The sequence below is a fragment of the Breoghania sp. JC706 genome (assembly GCF_037026715.1).
Classification (GTDB): domain Bacteria; phylum Pseudomonadota; class Alphaproteobacteria; order Rhizobiales; family Stappiaceae; genus Breoghania.
This window is the reverse complement of the sequence record NZ_JBANCG010000002.1, coordinates 390,932-409,465: the sequence shown is the minus strand read 5'-3', so window position 1 is coordinate 409,465 and position 18,534 is coordinate 390,932. Positions and strand designations below refer to the sequence as shown.

General features: G+C 66.2%; 15 protein-coding genes and 2 tRNA genes. 6 read left to right on the top strand and 11 right to left on the bottom strand.

Annotated features, from left to right (window positions below; all coding sequences use genetic code 11):
• Nucleotides 1-70: 70 nt before the first annotated feature.
• Both V2L18_RS04980 and V2L18_RS04975 read right to left on the bottom strand, forming a co-directional pair.
• Nucleotides 71-2,509, bottom strand: coding sequence for a Tex family protein (locus V2L18_RS04980; RefSeq protein ID WP_336176718.1), 2,439 nt, complete (start codon nucleotides 2,507-2,509; stop codon nucleotides 71-73).
• Nucleotides 2,510-3,425: 916 nt separating this feature from the next.
• On the bottom strand, nucleotides 3,426-4,589 hold the full coding sequence (locus V2L18_RS04975; protein WP_336176717.1) for a hypothetical protein: 1,164 nt from the start codon (nucleotides 4,587-4,589) through the stop codon (nucleotides 3,426-3,428).
• A 436-nt stretch (nucleotides 4,590-5,025) separates the two neighbouring features.
• Here V2L18_RS04975 and V2L18_RS04970 point away from each other — a divergent pair, with 436 nt between their 5' ends.
• The 4 genes from V2L18_RS04970 (at nucleotide 5,026) to V2L18_RS04955 (ending at nucleotide 8,361) form a co-directional block, all read left to right on the top strand.
• Complete coding sequence (locus tag V2L18_RS04970) at nucleotides 5,026-5,919, top strand: L,D-transpeptidase (protein ID WP_336176715.1); 894 nt, start codon at nucleotides 5,026-5,028, stop codon at nucleotides 5,917-5,919.
• Between the two features lie 711 nt (nucleotides 5,920-6,630).
• Nucleotides 6,631-7,503, top strand: a complete 873-nt coding sequence (locus V2L18_RS04965; protein ID WP_336176713.1) for a hypothetical protein — start codon at nucleotides 6,631-6,633, stop codon at nucleotides 7,501-7,503.
• Nucleotides 7,504-7,684: 181 nt separating this feature from the next.
• Nucleotides 7,685-7,927 (top strand): hypothetical protein, encoded by a 243-nt coding sequence (locus V2L18_RS04960; protein WP_336176711.1) that lies wholly within the window; start codon nucleotides 7,685-7,687, stop codon nucleotides 7,925-7,927.
• A 203-nt stretch (nucleotides 7,928-8,130) separates the two neighbouring features.
• Nucleotides 8,131-8,361: a hypothetical protein gene (locus tag V2L18_RS04955; protein ID WP_336176710.1), complete on the top strand. Its 231-nt coding sequence runs from the start codon at nucleotides 8,131-8,133 to the stop codon at nucleotides 8,359-8,361.
• Between the two features lie 123 nt (nucleotides 8,362-8,484).
• Here V2L18_RS04955 and V2L18_RS04950 read toward each other — a convergent pair whose 3' ends face one another.
• The 3 genes from V2L18_RS04950 to V2L18_RS04940 all read right to left on the bottom strand — a co-directional run bounded on the left by V2L18_RS04950 (nucleotide 8,485) and on the right by V2L18_RS04940 (nucleotide 11,078).
• Entirely contained in the window at nucleotides 8,485-8,928 is a 444-nt protein-coding gene (locus tag V2L18_RS04950; protein ID WP_336176709.1) for a hypothetical protein, read from the bottom strand.
• A 598-nt stretch (nucleotides 8,929-9,526) separates the two neighbouring features.
• Complete coding sequence (locus V2L18_RS04945; RefSeq protein WP_336176708.1) at nucleotides 9,527-9,757, bottom strand: hypothetical protein; 231 nt, start codon at nucleotides 9,755-9,757, stop codon at nucleotides 9,527-9,529.
• Nucleotides 9,758-10,385: 628 nt separating this feature from the next.
• Nucleotides 10,386-11,078, bottom strand: a complete 693-nt coding sequence (locus V2L18_RS04940) for a hypothetical protein (RefSeq protein ID WP_336176706.1) — start codon at nucleotides 11,076-11,078, stop codon at nucleotides 10,386-10,388.
• Between the two features lie 260 nt (nucleotides 11,079-11,338).
• On the opposite strand from V2L18_RS04940, the gene V2L18_RS04935 reads away from it, so the two are divergent.
• Complete coding sequence (locus V2L18_RS04935; protein ID WP_336176704.1) at nucleotides 11,339-12,757, top strand: mannose-1-phosphate guanylyltransferase/mannose-6-phosphate isomerase; 1,419 nt, start codon at nucleotides 11,339-11,341, stop codon at nucleotides 12,755-12,757.
• Nucleotides 12,758-12,937: 180 nt separating this feature from the next.
• Here the strand turns inward: V2L18_RS04935 and V2L18_RS04930 are convergent, their stop codons facing one another.
• Both V2L18_RS04930 and V2L18_RS04925 read right to left on the bottom strand, forming a co-directional pair.
• Nucleotides 12,938-14,419, bottom strand: a complete 1,482-nt coding sequence (locus tag V2L18_RS04930) for a PAS domain-containing methyl-accepting chemotaxis protein (RefSeq protein WP_336176702.1) — start codon at nucleotides 14,417-14,419, stop codon at nucleotides 12,938-12,940.
• Nucleotides 14,420-14,842: 423 nt separating this feature from the next.
• Nucleotides 14,843-14,917: transfer RNA gene (locus V2L18_RS04925), tRNA-Gln, on the bottom strand.
• 364 nt (nucleotides 14,918-15,281) lie between these two features.
• Here V2L18_RS04925 and V2L18_RS04920 point away from each other — a divergent pair.
• Nucleotides 15,282-15,358, top strand: a tRNA-Pro gene (locus tag V2L18_RS04920).
• A gap of 115 nt (nucleotides 15,359-15,473) precedes the next feature.
• Here the strand turns inward: V2L18_RS04920 and V2L18_RS04915 are convergent.
• The 4 genes from V2L18_RS04915 to V2L18_RS04900 form a co-directional block, all read right to left on the bottom strand.
• Complete coding sequence (locus V2L18_RS04915; RefSeq protein ID WP_336176700.1) at nucleotides 15,474-16,475, bottom strand: hypothetical protein; 1,002 nt, start codon at nucleotides 16,473-16,475, stop codon at nucleotides 15,474-15,476.
• A gap of 128 nt (nucleotides 16,476-16,603) precedes the next feature.
• Nucleotides 16,604-17,476, bottom strand: coding sequence for a hypothetical protein (locus V2L18_RS04910; protein ID WP_336176698.1), 873 nt, complete (start codon nucleotides 17,474-17,476; stop codon nucleotides 16,604-16,606).
• Nucleotides 17,477-17,488: 12 nt separating this feature from the next.
• Nucleotides 17,489-18,049, bottom strand: a complete 561-nt coding sequence (locus tag V2L18_RS04905; protein WP_336176696.1) for a tetratricopeptide repeat protein — start codon at nucleotides 18,047-18,049, stop codon at nucleotides 17,489-17,491.
• Nucleotides 18,046-18,525 carry a pathogenicity island protein gene (locus tag V2L18_RS04900; RefSeq protein ID WP_336176694.1) on the bottom strand — a complete coding sequence of 160 codons (480 nt, stop codon included), beginning with the start codon at nucleotides 18,523-18,525 and terminating at the stop codon, nucleotides 18,046-18,048. The genes V2L18_RS04905 and V2L18_RS04900 overlap by 4 nt, the downstream gene beginning before the upstream one ends.
• Nucleotides 18,526-18,534: the final 9 nt, after the last annotated feature.

The following is an 18,534-nucleotide window of genomic DNA, read 5'->3' as shown; positions in this document are numbered from 1 at the left end:
AGGCGACGAAACCGGCACTGATTTCCTTGAACTTTCTTTTGAATGCCGACCAATCGACGAAAGATCGCGCTCAACGTTTCGGACCGCGCTTCATCGCTTCAGCCAGCGCGGCTGCAAGTGCGTTGTTGCCGGTGTCTGTCGAACCGCGCGAACTGCCGCCGCGAGACGACTTGTCCCCGCCACCGTTGCGGCGTTTATCCCCGCCCCCGCCATTCGGCCTGTCCCCGCCCGGACGGCCCTTGGCAGGTGCAGGGCCACGATCGGGACGGGCGTCGCGGGCGGCGCCGATGTCCTTTTTCATGGTGAGTGCGATGCGCTTTCGCGGAATGTCGACCTCAAGCACCGTGACGCGGACGATGTCGCCGGCCTTGACGATGGCATGCGGGTCCTGAACGAACTTGTCGGCAAGCTGAGAGATGTGGACGAGGCCGTCCTGGTGGACGCCGATATCGACGAAGGCGCCGAAATTGGTGACGTTGGTGACCGTGCCCTCAAGCGCCATGCCGGGTTTGAGGTCCGAAAGCGTCTCGACGCCTTCCTGGAAGGTGGCGGTCTTGAACTCCGGGCGCGGATCTCGGCCGGGCTTTTCCAGCTCCTTGAAGATGTCGCGAACCGTCGGCAGGCCGAACGTCTCGTCGGTGAACTCGGCCGGGTCGAGCTGCTTCAGCGCACCGGGCTCGCGCATCAGGGTGCGGATGTCGCGCCCGCAGGCCTTCACGATGCGTTCGGCCACCGGATAGGCTTCGGGGTGGACGGAGGAGGCATCGAGCGGATTGTCGCCGTCGGTGATGCGCAGGAAGCCGGCGCACTGTTCGAAGGCCTTGGGGCCGAGACGGGAAACCTTCAGTAATTCCTTGCGGTTCCTGAAGGCGCCGGCGGCGTTGCGCTGGTCGACGATGGCATTCGCAAGGCTTTCAGTCAGACCCGAAATGCGCGCGAGAAGGGCTGCCGAAGCGGTGTTGAGATCGACGCCGACGGCGTTCACGGCGTCTTCCACCACCGCATCGAGCGCGCGGGCGAGCTTCGTCTGGTTGACGTCGTGCTGATACTGGCCGACGCCGATGGCCTTGGGCTCGATCTTCACAAGCTCCGCCAGCGGATCCTGCAGACGGCGGGCAATCGAAGCCGCGCCGCGAAGCGAGACGTCGATATCGGGCATCTCGCGGGCGGCAAGGGCGGAAGCCGAATAGACGGACGCGCCCGCCTCCGACACGGTGACCTTGGTCGGCTTCTTGCCGGGCAGCCGCTTGATGAGTTCAGCCGCCAGCTTGTCGGTCTCGCGGCTCGCCGTGCCGTTGCCGATGGCGATGAGATCGACCTTGTGGCGCATGCACAGCGCCCCGAGGACGGCGAGCGCGCCCTCCACGTCATTCTTCGGCTGGAAGGGATAGACCGTGGCGGTGTCGACCAGCTTGCCGGTCTCGTCGATGACCGCGACCTTGACGCCGGTGCGGATGCCGGGATCGAGGCCGAGCGTGGCGCGGGCGCCGGCGGGAGCCGCCAGCAAAAGGTCCTTCAGGTTGCGGGCGAAGACGCGGATCGCCTCCTCCTCGGCGCGCTCGCGAAGCGTGCCCATGAGGTCGAGATCGAGATGCAGCGCGATCTTGACCCGCCAGGCCCAGCGCGCCGTCTCGATCAGCCAGCCATCGCCCGGCCGGCCCTTGTCGGCAATGCCGAAGGCCGAGGCCACCATTGTCTCGGCCGGCGAAAGCCCCTGCCCCTCGGCGGCCTCCGTGTTGAGGTCAAGCGACAGGATGCCCTCGTTGCGGCCACGGAAAAGGGCAAGTGCGCGGTGGCTCGGGATATCGGCCCATTTTTCGGAATAGTCGAAATAGTCGGAGAACTTGGCGCCCTCCGCCTCCTTGCCTTCAACGACGCGGGAGGCGACGGTACCGGTGCGGGCAACATAGTCGCGAAGCTTGCCGACGAGGGTGGCGTCTTCGGAAAAGCGCTCGGTCAGGATCTGGCGGGCGCCATCGAGCGCGGCCTTGGCATCGGCCACGCCCTTTTCGGCATCGACGTATTTCGCGGCCTCTGCCTGCGGATCGCGCATCGGGTCGGCGAGCAGATCGTCGGCGAGCGGCTCCAGCCCCGCCTCGCGGGCGATCTGCGCCTTGGTGCGGCGCTTCGGGCGGTAGGGCAGATAGAGATCTTCCAGCGTCGACTTGGTTTCAGCGGCGCGGATCTGGTTGCCGAGTTCTTCCGTCAGCTTGCCCTGCTCGTCGACCGATTTCAGGATCGCGGCGCGGCGGTCTTCCAGCTCGCGCAGGTAGACCAGCCGCTCCTCCAGCGTGCGCAGCTGGCCGTCATCGAGCCCGCCGGTGACTTCCTTGCGGTAGCGCGCGACGAAGGGGACCGTGGCGCCGCCGTCCAGAAGCTCCACCGAGGCCGAAACCTGTTCCGGCCGTGCGCCGATCTCGCTCGCGATGCGCCGGGCGATGGAGGCCGCGACGATCGCCGGCGTGGCGGCGGAGGCGGCGGACGGGGCGGATGCGGAGATATCGGTCATGGACGGATCGGGACTTTCTCTGCGGCGCGCTGGCGCCTCGGTCTGTGGGCCGCTGTCGGGCAAGCGGCGAAAATAGGCGCTGTGGCCGCGCGTTTCCAGCGCCGGCGGGACATAATGCACATTCCATCGCACGCGGAGCAGGCGGGCACTTGCGGCGGGCCATCATGCCGCAGCGTTATCGACGGCTTGGGCCGGCGACACCCCCCATTTGGGGGTGGTCGGCATTTGCAGGGAGAGGTTAGCATCGTCCATCTTCCGCACGATCCATTTCCCGGGTGGAAGATTGGGGCTGGAAGAATGCGCGGGGTCCACCCGACCTGCGTTGATCCTTCTTCCGGCTTCATTGCACGGAGGCCCGGCGGGAATCATCCATTTTCCCGTTTTCGGACCTCGCCACGAGATTTCTTGTCAAATCTCATGCGACTTGCGACTTTCAACTTGAGGCCGCTGCGGATCTCCGCGGCGGCCCCTTTCCCGTGACGAAGAAGCCGGTCCCTCGCCCTCTGGAACCGATCCCTCCGCCGTCCTCACCCGGCTTCATCCGGGTGACCCACAGCCCACGCCGCAGCCGAAGGTGGATTGCCCGGACAAAGCCGGGCAATGACGGACGAGAGATCGCGCAAGACGCCATGCGACACTCCATCTCCCCACGTCTGCCCCCTGCCCGCCTACCCGCGCAAGCGCTTGCGGATATGGCACCGAGTGCGAGGCCCGCGTGACGGATGAACCAGCCATTCGCCGTCTGGAACAGACCCCTCCGCCGTCATCACCCGGCTCCGTCCGGGTGATCCAGAGCCCACGCCGCAGCCGGAGGTGGATTGGCAGGACAAAGCCGGGCAATGACGAAGGAGAGATCGCGCAAGGAGCATACAGGGACGACGCCGCATACGGGACTGAGAGCGGAGAGCCCCCGAGCTTACCTCAGGCGCAGGAAGCAGAAGCGTTCGATCAGGCGCACCAGCATTTTCTGGCTGCGGCAGCCGGTCTTGGACAGGGCGGACTTCAGATGCTTTCGCGCCGTATCCAGGGCAATGCCACGGGCTCTGGCATGGTCCGACAGCTCGATGCCCTGCGCCACCGCCGCGATGACCGCCTCCTCGCTCGCCGACAGCGAGAAGAGCCCCGCGAACTGGGAGATTTCGGACGCCCCCGGCAGCGGCTCGCGCGCCAGCGGCACCAGCACGACCACAAGGGCCGACCCGTCCGCCCCCGCCCCTTTCAACACGGGCAGGAAACGGATGCCGATCTGCTCGCCATCCGCCAAGGCATGAATGCCGGCGAGCCCGCCGACCAACAGACCGGCCTCGTGTCCGGCGCAGGTGGCCGACTGGAGGGCAGCCTGGGGAGATGCCGCGCGCACGGCTTCCAGCGCGCCGGCGAGATCCGCGGCGAGCCGGGCAGTCGGCAGGACGAGCCGATCGGAGGCGAGGCGGAAGACGCCGGCGCGGCGCATCGCCTCCGCCGCCTCGTTGACATGAAGGACGACGCCGGCCGTGGACAGGACGAGGACGCCACGTCCGCTGCGGCTCCACAGATCGGCCAGCGCGCCGGTCTTGGTCCGCTCGCGGTGAAAGGCCAGCGCGATGCGCAGGGCCTGGCGTACATGCAGCACCACGTGCCTGATCGCGGCGACCTCCTCCTCGCTGAAGGGGACCTCGTGGCACCGCCCGACGCCGAACCAGCTCAGATGCCCCTCCATGCCGAGCTGGGCGCCGGTGATCTCGAAGATGCGGTTGGGCTTCTGGAATTCGTTGTAGATGAGGCTCGAAAGCCGCTCCTCGCGCGTCCAGATATCCGGATTTCGCAGCACCTTGCCGACGGGAGCGGCGAGCAGGCGCGGCACGCGGATGTCATGCGGCAGGTAGGTGTCGAGATAGCCCTGGTAGGCCGATCCGTCGACCCCGTCGAGAAAGCCGATAGTCTCCGTGCCGGCCGACGTGTCGAAGGCCATGATGTGGGTGGACTGGGCGCCGACGAGATCGGCGAACCGCTGAACCGCAGGCCTCCAGAGGGAGGGATCTATCGCCGCTTCATAAAAGCCGGTCACGGCCCGATCGAGCCGATCGCCATCTATCGCCATGTCGCCCCCGCCGATACCGCTCCGGACCAATGCGGCTTACCGAACGACAGATTACAAGCATGAGTAGAAGGACGTAAGCGTGATTCTCCGTACAAATGGCTGAGAACCGCCGTCGTCACGCGATTTCAGACGGTTGCAAGAACAAGTCTCGCCGCGCGCGGGGGAACCCGATGTCGCGATTGCACGTTAAGGGCATGCCGCCGTACAAAAAAACGGCGGTGGCACCGGCAACGGATCGTCCTTTGCCCCGGTGTGGCCCATTTCTCGCCCGATACCGGCTGCCTTGCGGGAAGAGCCGACGCCGGACAGGTTCGGGCAAGGGCCGGAGGGGACAAGACCACCGGCGGACAAGACAATCGGAAAAGGACTGTCGCGATGATGCGGATGTCCACGACGGAAAACTGGACCATAGTGAGCGCGTAAGCAGGACACCGACATGATTCGCAAGATGTTTTCATCCCAGCCCGGATGCGATGCCGGGGCGGGAACGGCCGGGGACGCCTCCGATTCACACATCGATGGCTGCACGGGGAATGGCGGCGAGGCGGCGGGAAGCCTGCCGGGCGTTGCCATGGTGAGCCGCCGCGCCCTTCTGGCCGGCCTTGCGCTGACGCTCGCCGGCTGCGCCTCCTCCCAGCGCATGCGCCAGGCGCCGCCGCAGCTCGCCGATCCCAGGCTCGACCCGGCCTACCGGCGGATGTACGGCGCGATCTACGACGACGCGTTTCCGGTGCCGGCGGTCGACCTGCGCATCATCCCGCCGCAGTATCTGCGCCAGTTCGTGGACTATCCCAGCCCCTATCACGCCGGCACGATCGTGGTCGATCCGCAGGCGCGCTTTCTCTATCTCGTCTACGGCAACGGCAAGGCGATGCGCTACGGCGTGGGCGTCGGCCGCGAGGGCTTCGGCTGGACCGGCACGGCGGAGATCAAGCGCAAGGAGAAGTGGCCGACCTGGACGCCGCCCAAGGAAATGGTGGAGCGCGACCCCAGAGTGGCGCCCTACAAGAACGGCATGCCCGGCGGGCTCGGCAATCCGCTCGGCGCGCGCGCGCTCTATCTCTTCCAGGGCAACAAGGACACGCTCTACCGCATTCACGGCACAAACGAGCCCGGCAGCATCGGCAAGGCGGTCTCCTCCGGCTGCATCCGCCTTCTGAATCAGGACATCATCGATCTCTACGACCGCGTGCCGCTCGGCTCGCCGGTGGTGGTGCTGAACGATGCGGATGCCGGCATCACCGTGGGCGACAGCGTGGGCAACACCGGCCCGGCGCCGATGCCGACGATGATGACGATGCCGACCGATCCCACCATGCCGGGGATGTAGGTCGGGGATGTGGACCGCGGCCGGGCGATGGACCGCGCCATGCGCTTCCCCCGCGCCGTGGCTTTTCCTCAATCTCTCCTGCGTCATTGCCCGAACGATGCCGGGTGATGACGATGGATAGAGCGGAGCTCGGATATCCAGGTTGTCGCAAACCGAGCCGATGACGGCATGCCGTTTCGTGGCAATGACCGGAAGGCCCGCCCCGGCAAACGCTTCCAAGAAAAAATATTTTTCTATTGAATAACCGGAATTTTCTCGGTCTATCCGGCAGGACGCTGCAAAATATCGAAATAATCTTCGTCCCTCTGGCACGTTCCGACTTTCGTTCTATTACTTTTATACCACAAATCGCCGCGTGCTGAGTACAGGTTCAAACCTGATCGGATCTGTGGTATCAGCCTTTCAAGCTCGTACTGGGGCTTGCCACACGGAACTTCAACCTGGCCGCCTTGACGCCGGGGTTCCGGAGTTCTTGCGTCCGCACGCGATAATGGCCGTGCGGGCCCGCCCTTGCCGCCTCGAAAGCCCGCCGATGCCCGGCGCGTGACTGCGCCGACCGGGTTCGGCCGAATCCGGCGCGCGTCCGGCGGCGGGGACCTGACGACCACCCAGCGAACACCGGAGCGGCTTCCGTTCGCCCGGCTTTGCCCAGCAGGCAGGCCCGAACGGCGGGAAGGCGCTTGAGACCAACAGACATGAAGGGATCCGACCATGAGCGACGTCATCATCGAAGACATCAATGAAACCAGGACCCGCCTCGACCGCGTCAACACCCATGAGGACCCGCGCGAGTTCTTCCGCGTGCTGCAGCCGCTGGGCTACCGGCTGCCGGATGCCGCGAAGCCGGTTCTAGACCGGCTGATCGGGCGGCTGGCGGCGACGCGCGGCGGGCCGGTGAACCTGCTCGACCTCGGCGCCGCCTACGGCATCAACGCCGCGATCCTGAAATACGATCTGTCCATCGGCGAGCTTTACAGCCATTGGTCGCAGAGCCATCTGGAACGCACCGAGCCGCACGAGATCATCGCGCTCGACCACCGCTTCTTCGCCGCGCTGCGTGCCAAGCGCGACATCACGGTCACGGGCATCGACATGGCGCCGAAGGCGATCGCGTTCGCGCTCGAGGCCGGCCTGCTCGATGCGGGCTTTGCCGTCAACCTGGAAGCGGAAGCGCTTCCCGAGGCGGCGCGGCCGGCGCTTGCCGGGATCGATCTCGTCACCACCACGGGCGGTGTCGGCACGGTCAACGCGCGCACGTTCGAGCGTCTGCTGCCGGCCCTGACCAAGCCGGAGAGGCCGTGGTTCGCCAATTTCGTGCTGCGCACCGCCGGCTTCGACGATGTGGCCGCGATGCTTGCCGAACACGGCTACGTGACGGAGAAGCTGGAGGACACGCCGTTCATCCAGCGCCGCTTCGCCGATCGGGAGGAACGCGAGCGGGCATTCGCCGGACTTGCCGCGCGCGGCCGGTCGCCGTTGCCGCTTGAGGAAAAGGGCCTGATGGTGGCCGAGTTCTTCCTGTCCCGGCCGCGTGAGCAGGCAGAGGCGGAGCCGCTGGAGTCGCTGATGACGCGCGCGATGTAAGGTCCGCGCCGATTTTCTTGCCAGCGCACGAGAGGCCGCGTTCCGCCGGGAGCGCGGCCTTTTTTGCGCGCCTTGCCACTGTTCAGGCCTGCCGCAGGGGAACGCGCGCGGCGCTGAGCCGTTGGTCCTTTTGAAAGCGCGAACGTTGCCCGCCCCCCCGCGCCGGACAAGGAGGAACGACATGGCCGACAGGAACGATGGCGGAAACGACGAACAGGAAATCAAGAAGACCCCGCGCGAGGCGCGCCAGGGCGAGAAAGGCCCCTCGATGCTGCTGGTTCTCGGCATTGGCCTTGCGGCCCTCGTCATCGCGTACGCGGTGGTCGGCTGGATCAACAGCGACGGCGATACGGCCTCGCTGTCCGTGGTCGGCGAAAAGACGCAGAATGAGCCCGCTGCCGCGCCGGCAGGCCAGCCCCAATGAGGCAAGGACCTTGGAATTCGAGACCAGGCGATCCGAGACCGGGCGATCCGAGACCGGGCGATCCGGGGCCCGGCGACCGCAGGACGCGCCAGTCGTTGAACGATGCCATGCTCACGCGGGTGAAACGGGCCTGAGAAACGGAACGCCGCCCCGCCTCGCGTGTTGATTTCCAGACACCCAAACAGGCGAAAGGAAGACCCGCTATGGCCGGAAAACAGCAACGCGCCCGGGACGTTAAAGAGAACGATCTGGCGCAGGACCGCATGGGCCGCAACAGCCTGCAGGGCGACGATCAGGCGAGCGTGCGCAACCAGCGCCACGACCAGCCCGACGCCAGGCAGGAGACGGACGGCGTGGTGGAAAGCTTCGAGAAGCTGGACAAGAATGAGCGCGCGCGGCGCGATCTCAACAAGGGCGCAAAGGACGGCAAGTAGGGCGGCCGCCCCTCCCCCGCACCACGCGAAGACACAAGAAAACCGGATCCCACCGGCGGGATCCGGTTTTCTTGTGTCTTCATCGGGTTTGCCGCCCCCGCGCATTGAGTGTCCGTCGCGAGCCTATTGCGGATCGCCCGGCAGGGTCTTCGGCTTGATCACCGGCGTGCGCCCCTCGGATGGCGGCTCCACCACCATGCCCTTGCCGGCCTGCGGGGCCGGCTTCAGCACGCCGTCGCAATCATCGAGCGTCGTGGCGAGCGTTTCGTCCTTTCCGGCCCTTGCGCCCGCATCCTTGTCGTCCGCACGCGGATCGACCGTGCACGGATTTGCGCCGGCCCCGCGTTCGACCGTTTCCGGACGCTCCACGTCGCCCTGGGATGCCGCGGGCAGCGCGAGGAACGCCAGCGGACAGGCGAGCGAAAGCGCGCGGGCAGCCGCGGCGACCGGCGTTGGAGCAAGGCGAAGCTGCCGCGCGGACGCGGTGCTGCCCTTGGCCGGAGCCGTGCGGACGATGCGGCGGCGCGGCCACACGATTGCGTCGAGAGGGGGCGTGAAGCGTGCCATCGGTCTCCTCCTTTTCGGGGTTTTCCGCGCGGAACCGGGCGCGAAAGCACTCTTGAAAGCACTCTTGGGGGGAACGCGCGCGTGCGCCCCGGCGTTCCACGACGCGGGTCTTCGTTTGCCGTTGCGCGCAAGGGATGGGCGGCGGGTGCAAGGCGCCATCCTTCGAGACGCCCGCTCGCGCGGGCCCCGCAGGATGACGTTGCCCGTGTCGATATTTCGGTGAAACCGGCAAAAACCGAGGGCATCCCGGGAGGCTGTACCGGAAATGGTATCGGGTTGCGTGCCTTCGACCATTCCCCCTCACGACCCTCCGCCGTCATCGCCCGGCGGAGGCCGGACAATCCATCGCCAGTCGCGGCATTTTGGGCACGCGCTTGATCACCCGGACTTCGCCGGGTGATGACGGCGGAGGGGTATGAGGGGGAGAATTCGGACCGGATGAAACGGTTCAATGCGGACGAAGAGCAAGGGCGCGGCACCATGCCGGCCCGGGCTTTCGGTGCCCGGGCTCGCCTGCCTTCGTCGCGCGGCAGCCTTTAGAACAATCAGGCTGCTGTCGGGCCGCAATCCGGCGCAGGCCGCGGCCCGGCGTGTGGCGTTACAGCGAGCAGACGGCCGCGACGCCCATGTCGGTGATGGCAAGGCTGCCATCCTTCATCTCGATGAATTGCATGGAGCACAGATCCTCGACCGCGACCTTGAGCGCGTCCTCGTCATAGGCCGGCAAGGCGGCCTTCAGCGCGGCGAGAGGCACGTATTCCGACCCTTCGGGCAGCTCGTGGCGGGAGATTTTCTCAAGCAATTCGAACTCGCAATCGGTCATCATCATCAGCGCACTCCATATGCTCATCATGATCAAAAGGCGGTCGAAAGACGGCTGCGAAGTACCCGCTCGTCCACCTTGTCCGGGAAACCGGGATCCGGTTCGCCGCTCGCAATCGAGAACGGTCCGGCAGCCCGCACTCCGGCGCCTTGCCTTGCGGTCTTCTCGCCTTTCTCCGCTCAATCGAACCGGTGCTCTGCGCACCCCGGAGAAAAGGCCGTGCCGGTCGCGTTAACACAATGGCAAGAATGAGGCGCGCGACGGAAGGGGCCATCCCGCCACGGTGTCCTTTTGTCGCGGATCGGCGGATTGCGGAGGCTTTTGACGGGAGGCGGGGTTCGGAGCAAGCGGGGGTACCCCCACCCCTGGCCCCTCCCCTCAAGGGGGAAAGGGACGCGAGGGGCTGGCCCTGTTGCGTGCGGCAGGTCTTGCAGGTGGATCTAGGACCAAAGAGCTGCCCCACGGCCCACCTCCCCCTTGAGGGGAGGTCGAACGGCGCCTACAGCCGTTCGGGTGGGGGTGAGGCGGCAGGTTCTGAACAAGCGGCTTTACCCCCACCCCTAACCCCTCCCCTCAAGGGGGAGGGGGACGCGAGGGGCTGGCTCGGAGCGTCACGGCGGCTCCAAACCCCGCGTCACAAGGTGCTGCGCAGGCGGAGCGGGATCACTTTCGAGGGCAGGGCGGGACGCGGGAGTGCCATCAGTGCATCTGGCTTCAGAAGGCCCGCCGCCAGCTGGTGGCGGGCGATGTCGACATTGCCGGCAAAGCACTGGTAGCGAACAGCGCCCGCCGGATAGAAGACCGGCCGGCATTCCGCCCCAACCGGCCCGACAAGCCTCTGCAACGCGACCTGCCCCATCGTGGAACAGCGGCCGCGATTGAGGAAACGGTCGACGCAGAAGGCCCCGCCGGGCATGGGCGCGACGAAGGCGAGGCGCACCGTTCGGCGACCGGCGCGAAGGGTTTCGGCATCCGCCGCCTCCACAGGCGGGGAAAGATCGAGCGTGGGCGCAAAGCGCGAATAGGGCGGCCGGGCGGGCGCCAGCGCGCTATCCGGCCGGCCAGCGCGAAAACCGGCACCGTCTTCGCCACGCCCCTGCGCGGCGGAGTGGACGGGCACCTCCCCTGCCCCGACAAGCCCCGTGAATTCGTCGTGAAAGAGCAGCAGCGCGGCGACGAGACCGCCCGTCAGGACGATCAGCACCGCATAGACGGCGATCGCCCGATCACCGGTGCCCCGCCGGCCCGCAGCACCGATGCCCGCGCGCGCCTTCCGCCATGCGCGCCGAGCCGCAGCGGCCGCGAGCGACGCCGACGAAGAGCCCACCGGGGCGGCGGAACGGCCACGGGCGAGGATCTTTGGAGGAAGGAGGCCGGGCGGGAACAAGGACGGGAACTTTCGCGGTTGCCGGCGGGCGGCGGGTTGGCGAGGTTGCGGAAAGCCGGGCGAGCCTCTACAGCATCAGGGGTGCAAAGTCGCCGGTCCGTCGCCGGCCCCCGCCGACGGCCCGGCGGTGGCCCGGCGCGTTTCGAATCGGCGCCTGCCGTCACGCCCGACCGACACATGCGTAGAGGGTTTTTGCGGTCATGATCCATCCTTGCATTCTCTCCGGCGGCTCCGGATCGCGGTTGTGGCCGCTGTCGCGCAAGGCATACCCCAAGCAATTCCTGCAGATCTTCGGCGACGAGAGCCTTTTCCAGAAGACCTGTCGCCGGGTATCGGCGGAGGACTTTTCCGCGCCGCTCGTCATTTCCAATCAGGACCATCGGTTTCTTTGCGGCGAACAGATGGCGGAGGCAGGCCTTGCCGGCGGGCGCATCGTGCTGGAGCCGCAGGGCCGCAACACCGCAGCACCTGCCGCCATCGCCACGCTGATGGTGGGCGAGAACGACCCCGACGGGCTGATCCTGATGCTGCCCTCCGACCATCTGATCACCGACGAGGCGGCCTTTCTGGCGGCCGTGACGGCCGGCAAGGAAGCGGCAATGGCGGGCCGGATCGTCACCTTCGGCATCCGCCCGAGCGAGCCGAACACCGGCTACGGCTATATCCATCTGGGCGACGCCGAAAACGGGAGCGGGGAAGAAAGCGCGGTGCGCGCGGTTCTGGAATTCGTCGAAAAGCCCGACCGGGCGCGCGCCGAGGGCTATCTCGCCGACGGCGGCTACGTGTGGAACGCCGGCATCTTCCTGTTTTCCGCAAGCACGATGAAAGCCGCCTTCGAGACCCATGCGCCGGACATCCTGAAAGGCGCACGCGCCGCAATCGACGGGGCGACGGCCGATCTCGATTTCCTCCGGCTGGAGGCGACCGCCTTTGCCGCGATCGAGAACATCTCCTTCGACTACGCGATCATGGAGCGGGCGCAGAACGTCGCCTGCGTGCCGATGGATCCGGGCTGGAGTGATCTCGGCTCGTGGTCGGCGGTACGGGAGGTGTTTCCCGCAGACGCCGACGGCAACGCGGCGCTGGGCGAGGCGCTGTTCATGGATACCTCGGACAGCTTCGTTTATTCGCAGGATGCAAGCGTGGCGGTGCTGGGACTTTCCGACGTGCTCGTCGTCAACACCCGCGATGCGCTGCTGGTCGCGCACCGGGACAAGGCGCAGGACGTCAAGAAGATCGTGGAGCGGCTGGAGGCGGAAAACCGCATCGAGGCGATCGAGCACAAGCGGGTCTACCGGCCGTGGGGCTGGTACGAGGGCCTGAGCGAGGGCGCGCGCTTCCAGGTCAAGTGCATCATGGTGAAGCCCGGCGCGCAGCTTTCGCTGCAAAGCCATGTTCACCGCGCGGAGCACTGGGTGGTGGTTTCCGGCACGGCGGAGGTGACCATCGACGGCGAGGTGCAGCTCCTGTCGGAAAACCAGGCCGCCTACATACCCCTGGCCGCCCGCCACCGCCTCGCCAACCCCGGCAAGATCCCGACAAAGCTCATCGAGGTGCAGTCGGGCTCCTATCTCGGCGAGGACGACATCATCCGCTACGAGGACATCTACGGGCGGTAGGTCGCAAGCACGGGCATGTCGGAGGGATCGGTGCGTTGCCCCCTCCGTCGTCATTGCCCGGCGCAAGTCCGGGCGATCCACCTTCGTCCGCGACGTGGGCTGCGCGTGCTGGATCACCCGGACTTCGCCGGGTGATGACGGTGGATGGATCGGGCCGTTTCCCAGCTTTCGTACGCTGCCCTAGACGACCGAGGCGGAGGCTTCCCTCACCTTGCGCGTGGCGCCGTCGATCTGGGCGGTCGCGGCGGAGATGGAGGTCATGTTGGCCGTCAGCGTGGCCACGCCCTCCGAGGCGGTCACCATGCTGCGCGAGATCTCGGCGGTGACAGAACTCTGTTCTTCCACGCCGGAGGCGACGTTCTCGGAGATCTCGCTGATCTGGTTGATGATCGAAAGCACGGCCTCGATCGCACCGACCGCATGCTCCGTCGTGGCCTGCACCGACTGCACCTGGGCGGAGATATCCTCCGTCGCCTTGCTGGTCTGCGAGGCGAGGCTCTTGACCTCGGAGGCCACCACCGCAAAGCCCTTGCCGGCCTCGCCCGCGCGCGCCGCCTCGATGGTGGCGTTGAGCGCCAGAAGGTTGGTCTGGTTGGCGATGCTGTCGATCAGCTCGATGACGTTGCCGATGGTCTTGGCGTCCTCCGACAGGCCGGACATGATCTCGCTCGACTTGCTGGCCTCGGAGACGGCGCGCTGGGATATGTCGAGCGCGGTCTTGACCTGCCGGCTGATCTCCTGGATGGAGGCGACGAGTTCCTCGGTCGCGGCGGCAACCGTCTGGACGCTGTCGGCCGTCGTCGACGAGGTGGCGGCGGAGCTGGTCGCCTGTTCCGCGGTCCGCGATACGGCGCCGACGATCTCGTTCAGATCGGCATCGATCTGACGCTGGATTTCGCGTCGGCGGCGGCGCTCCTCCACCTGCTGGGTGATGTCGGTGGCGAACTTCACCACCTTGTAGGGCTTGCCCTGCGCATCGAAGACCGGATTGTAGGTCGCCTGGATCCAGACGTCATTGCCCTTCTTGCCGATGCGGCGATACTCGGCCGACTGGAACTCGCCTGCCCGCAGCTTTTCCCAGAAGCGCCGGTATTCCTCGCTCTCACGCTCCGACGGATCGACGAAGATGGCGTGCTTCTTGCCCGTCACCTCCTCCAGCGTGTAGCCGAGCGCATTGAGAAAATTGTCGTTCGCGGTAAGGATGGTCCCGTCCATATCGAACTCGATGATCGCCTGGGAGCGCGCCAGCGCTTCCATCTTGGAGGCATTTTCAACGGTGAAGATCCGCGCGGCGGCATCTGCCCATTCGACCACGGTGCCCACGCGCTTGCCGCCCCGGACGATATGGTTGGCGACGAGATCGAATGTCGTGCCGCCGATCCGGATCGTTGCCGTGTGTTTTTCGGTCAGGCCTTCAAGCAGCGATCTCTGATGAGCCGGCTTCTTGTGAAATTCGTCGATGGACCGGCCGATGAGCTTGTCGACATCGAAGTCGGGAAAGCTTTCGCGGATGCTCTCCTGCTCCTGCTTCAGAAGCGTGCGGACCGCCGGATTCATGTAAACGATCCGGTAGTCCTTGTCCGCGACCATCACGTTGTTCGTCAGCGCGTGCAACGCGGACGCCAGAAGATCGCTGTTCGCCTGCTTCAAGAATCCGACCATTCGTGTTCCCATTAATTTCCGAAGCGTCCCCTTCTCTGAGATTAAATAAAACAGACCCGTTAACAAAATATATTGTATGCAATTCTGTTTATTATGATACCACTATCAGTATTAATATATAACAATACATAAGAATGGTGACATCTAAACTCTGTGATTATACCGATGCCAAGCCGGGAACCGGCGCACCGGAAATGGCTCTGCGGCCGGCGCGCGACCGACGGACGATCTGGCAAGGCGAAAAGCCACCGCGGTGATGAGGACGGGTGCGAATCGCGCGGCGGATGACATAGAGCCCACACCGCAACCGCGCGGTGATCCTTCGCCGACGCGGCACGGGCGCCGAACGGTCAGCGACTATGACGCGATGGCCGCACGGGGCGCTTTTTTTTCGGAACGCGGAGAATTGAAAGAAGGGAGAAGTGGCTGGGGCGGCAGGATTCGAACCTGCGAATGGCGGCACCAAAAGCCGCTGCCTTACCACTTGGCGACGCCCCAACGAACGGCCCTTGGCCGTGGCCCCCTCCTATAACGGCAAGCCGTTGCACTCGCAAGCCGGGGAACGCGCAGAGGCCCGCCGCTTTTTCCACTTGTCCCCGACTGGTGCGGCCGGCCGGCGCGTTTGCCGCGAAAGTTCGCCCGCCGCTGCCCCCGCCGACGTTGCGCGTCGGAAAATCCGAACGGGAACAATTTCCACGCGCTTTTTTCGGGGCCGTCACGAAACGGTGGATAAAGGCACAACTCGTCGCTTGCGAGCGGGGAACGAGGACGTTATAAGACCGCGTCCCTCAGGGAGCGCTGCCGGTTCGAAACACCTCGACCGGCCACCAGAAGCGCTTTCAATACCCTGAGCCGGACCAGTCGGAGTGTAGCGCAGCCTGGTAGCGCACCTCGTTCGGGACGAGGGGGTCGCAGGTTCAAATCCTGCCACTCCGACCATTCTTTCCAAAAACCAGACAACGCGCCGACGGGCGACGGTCAATCCGCCCGACGTGTAACGCGGCAGGGACCGGCACGCACGCCCCAGCCCCTCCCGCTCGACCGTCGCCCACGTCTAGAGAGAAATCTGCAATCTCCCGGCCTTGCCGGTCGCCCCGGCGACGGCGTTCGGGTCGAAGGCGACGAGATCGGACGAAAGCAACAGGGTTTCGATCGCGGCGGAAACCGTCGCCGCCAGGCCGATCGCCCTTTCAACCGTCTCCCGAACCTCGTTTTCGCTCAGATCGTTGTCGACGATGACCTCCCGCACCGCCTCGTCCTCAAGACGGATCTCGAAAATCTCCTCCAGCAGGGGCAGGATCTCGCCGGCCGTGTCTTCCTGCTGGATGCGGGAGGCATGGTCCTGCGCGTCGTCGACCCGGGTTCCGTCCTCCCGGGAGGTCGTCTTCAGGACAAAGTCCGCAAGAAAATCGGCAAAGACGGTGAGAAGGCTCAACGCGCCGTTCAGGCCGGCGATTTCGGCGGCTAGCGTATCTATGTCGCCGTTCAGCCCGGCGATAACGGCGGCGACATCGGAGATCGTCGCGTTCACGGCCGCCAGCTCCTCCATGGCGTGGGCCTGTTCGTCGCCTTCCAGGCCGGGGATCGCCTGCGCCAGTGCGCCCGCCCGCGCCTCCAGGACGGACAGGTCCCCGCTCATGGCGTCCCGCGTGGCGGTCACTTCATCCAGCTGCCGGCTCTTGTCGGCGACCGCCAGACGCAGCCCCTCGGCGCTGGCATAGCCTGCATTCAATTCGCTCAGCACGTTGCGCCGCTGGGCGGCCCGGGCGATCCCCTTCGCGCCGTCATTGTCGGATGCCAGCCGGTCCAGCGTCAGCGACAGCTGCGCCAGAATCGCCTCCACATCGCCGGCATTGCGCGGCCGATGAAGCCCCAGAACGCCGAGATTGGAGCTGGCGCGAAAGAAATCCAGAAGCACCGCGCCGAGCGCCGGCGCCGTGGCCTGTTGCGGTAAGGCCTGTTCGGTATGGGCCTGCTCGGGCGCATCCGGTCCGGCCTGCACCTGCCGCGACAGCAACGCCGACAGGGCCGACTTCAGCGGAATAGTGGGATCCATCAGCAACGCTCCTTCGGCTTTGAAAATGGGGAGATCATGCCGCGATCGCGCGTCCGGCGCTGTGCCGTTTGATGCAAGGTGCAGCCGTTGCGGGCGCCCCCGGAAATGGGACGGCAAGGGTCCGCCCCCTAATCGAGATAGAGCCGGTCGCGGCTGGACCGCGTCGCCGGATCTTCAGAAAGTCCGGGGGTCATATCCTCCAGCTCCCGGCGCAACGTCGAGACGATCCTGCCGAGAAGCGAAATCAGACAGGCGAGCCACATGGCGACCTTCCGGCCGCGCGCATCCAGCGATGCGACCTGTCTTCGCAGTTTCTCCACAACGTCCGGATCGAGGCCAAGGCCGGCCAGATAGGCTCCGATCTCCTCGTCGGAGAAGCTCCCGTCGCCGGCGAATTTCCGCACGAGCCCGGCGGCCGCCTTCTCGCGGAAAGTGGCGGTTGCGGCGATGCCGGGCCAGCCGGGTATCATCGCCGCGTTGAGGATCACCATGGAGAGACCGCCGTCGCTCCAGGCCCCGCCCGCATCCCCGCCTGCGTCCGGATCCCCGATCCTGTCCAAGTCCGCGAGACCGCCCTCGTCGCTCACGTCCAGAAGCCGGAAAAACCGCTCCAAAGGCTCCGCCTCGTCCGGCACGGCGGGGACATCTCCCGCCGCGCCGGGAGATGGGAAGCGCGTCTCGGATGCAGCCTCCCCGGTCAGGCCAGGGCTCTCAACGGCCATGCGCATGGCGGCGAAGGGCGCCGTCCCTGCCGGTTCCCGCAAGCCCGGAACGAGACCGGCGCCGCCGCCGGAAAGTCGGCCATGGCCGCCGGGAGGGCTGCGCAGCAGGCGCTCAGCCAGATCCATCAGTGCGGCAAGATCCGCCATATCGCCGAGGGCCGGGGATCCGGCCTCATCGACCGGGACGTCCGCCTCCGGTTCCGGTGCGTCGGGGAGACTTGTCCGGCTGCGCACCAGATCCCGATATGCTTCCAGCAGGTCGCCGATGCGCGATGACAAAACCGGCCCCTTCTATCCGAAGTGGATTTCGAGCGCCTTGCGGAACGGCATCACGGCCTCGCTCAGATAGGCGCTTGCCGCATCGGGCGCGGCCGCATCGAAACGCTCAAGGGCCGCACGCGCCTCCTGCCAGCGCCCGGCGCGGATGAAGGCCTCGAGCGTGTGGAAATGCGGGGCCGCGGAGGCGGGATCGCGCTCGGCCGCTCGGTCGAAGGCATCGAGAGCCTGTGCGAAATTCTCGCGTGCGCGCAGACAGATGCCGAAACCCAGCCAATGATCCGGGCTGGTGCCGTCCAGCGCGCACAGGGTGCGGAACACCTCCTCCGCCCGCGCCACCTGCCCAAGCCGCAGATACTGGTAGGCGCGCGCGTAAAGAGCTTCCAGCATCGCCTCGTCCAGGCCAAGCGCGCCGCCGATCGAGCCGGTTTCGGCAAGCCGCCGGAAGACCGCTTCGCCATTGATGCCCAGCGGCTGGAGGCTGCGCGCGAACAGCGTTTCCAGCAGCGCCAGCGCCGCCCCCTGAAGCCCCGCCAAGCCGCCAGCGGCGCGCGCGGCCGTTTCAGGCGATGTCATGCGCTCTTTCGCAGCTCAAGCTGCTTCAGGAGCCTTTCGCATTCCCCGCGCAGCGTGCGGTGCTCATCGGTCCCGGCAAAATTCAGGGCCTCGACGATGTCCTCCCTCGCCTCGGCCAGATGCCCCATCGCGAGACAGGCGGTGCCGGAGAAATAATAGCCCAACGGATTGCGCGGCTTCAGAACCACCATGGCCGAGCCCGCCTCGAGCGCGGCCTCATAGAGCCCGTTTTGCAAGGCGCAGTTCGCAAGCCCCTGCAGGCACTCGAAATTCGACGGATCGCAGAGGACCAGCGCCATGTAGATGCGAAGCGCGGTGAGCGTATTGCCCGACCGGTTCTTCATGTTGGCGACGCCGAGTGCGATCTGGAGATCGCCGCTCTTCAACCCCAGCTCGTCCCGCAACGCGCCGTTCCACAGCTGTATCGCCACGTCCTCCGGCAGGGTTTCGACTTTCTGACCGAACAGGGTTTCCATGATGCCCCC

Excerpts from the sequence above, each read along its gene's own strand:
- V2L18_RS04945 (WP_336176708.1), bottom strand. The coding sequence starts at position 9,757 with ATGATGATGACCGATTGCGAGTTCGAATTGCTTGAGAAAATCTCCCGC.
- V2L18_RS04965 (WP_336176713.1), top strand. The coding sequence starts at position 6,631 with ATGAGCGACGTCATCATCGAAGACATCAATGAAACCAGGACCCGCCTC.
- V2L18_RS04980 (WP_336176718.1), bottom strand. The coding sequence starts at position 2,509 with ATGACCGATATCTCCGCATCCGCCCCGTCCGCCGCCTCCGCCGCCACG.
- V2L18_RS04970 (WP_336176715.1), top strand. The coding sequence starts at position 5,026 with ATGATTCGCAAGATGTTTTCATCCCAGCCCGGATGCGATGCCGGGGCG.
- V2L18_RS04900 (WP_336176694.1), bottom strand. The coding sequence starts at position 18,525 with ATGGAAACCCTGTTCGGTCAGAAAGTCGAAACCCTGCCGGAGGACGTG.
- V2L18_RS04905 (WP_336176696.1), bottom strand. The coding sequence starts at position 18,049 with ATGACATCGCCTGAAACGGCCGCGCGCGCCGCTGGCGGCTTGGCGGGG.
- V2L18_RS04915 (WP_336176700.1), bottom strand. The coding sequence starts at position 16,475 with ATGGATCCCACTATTCCGCTGAAGTCGGCCCTGTCGGCGTTGCTGTCG.
- V2L18_RS04955 (WP_336176710.1), top strand. The coding sequence starts at position 8,131 with ATGGCCGGAAAACAGCAACGCGCCCGGGACGTTAAAGAGAACGATCTG.
- V2L18_RS04935 (WP_336176704.1), top strand. The coding sequence starts at position 11,339 with ATGATCCATCCTTGCATTCTCTCCGGCGGCTCCGGATCGCGGTTGTGG.
- V2L18_RS04930 (WP_336176702.1), bottom strand. The coding sequence starts at position 14,419 with ATGGTCGGATTCTTGAAGCAGGCGAACAGCGATCTTCTGGCGTCCGCG.
- V2L18_RS04960 (WP_336176711.1), top strand. The coding sequence starts at position 7,685 with ATGGCCGACAGGAACGATGGCGGAAACGACGAACAGGAAATCAAGAAG.
- V2L18_RS04950 (WP_336176709.1), bottom strand. The coding sequence starts at position 8,928 with ATGGCACGCTTCACGCCCCCTCTCGACGCAATCGTGTGGCCGCGCCGC.
- V2L18_RS04975 (WP_336176717.1), bottom strand. The coding sequence starts at position 4,589 with ATGGCGATAGATGGCGATCGGCTCGATCGGGCCGTGACCGGCTTTTAT.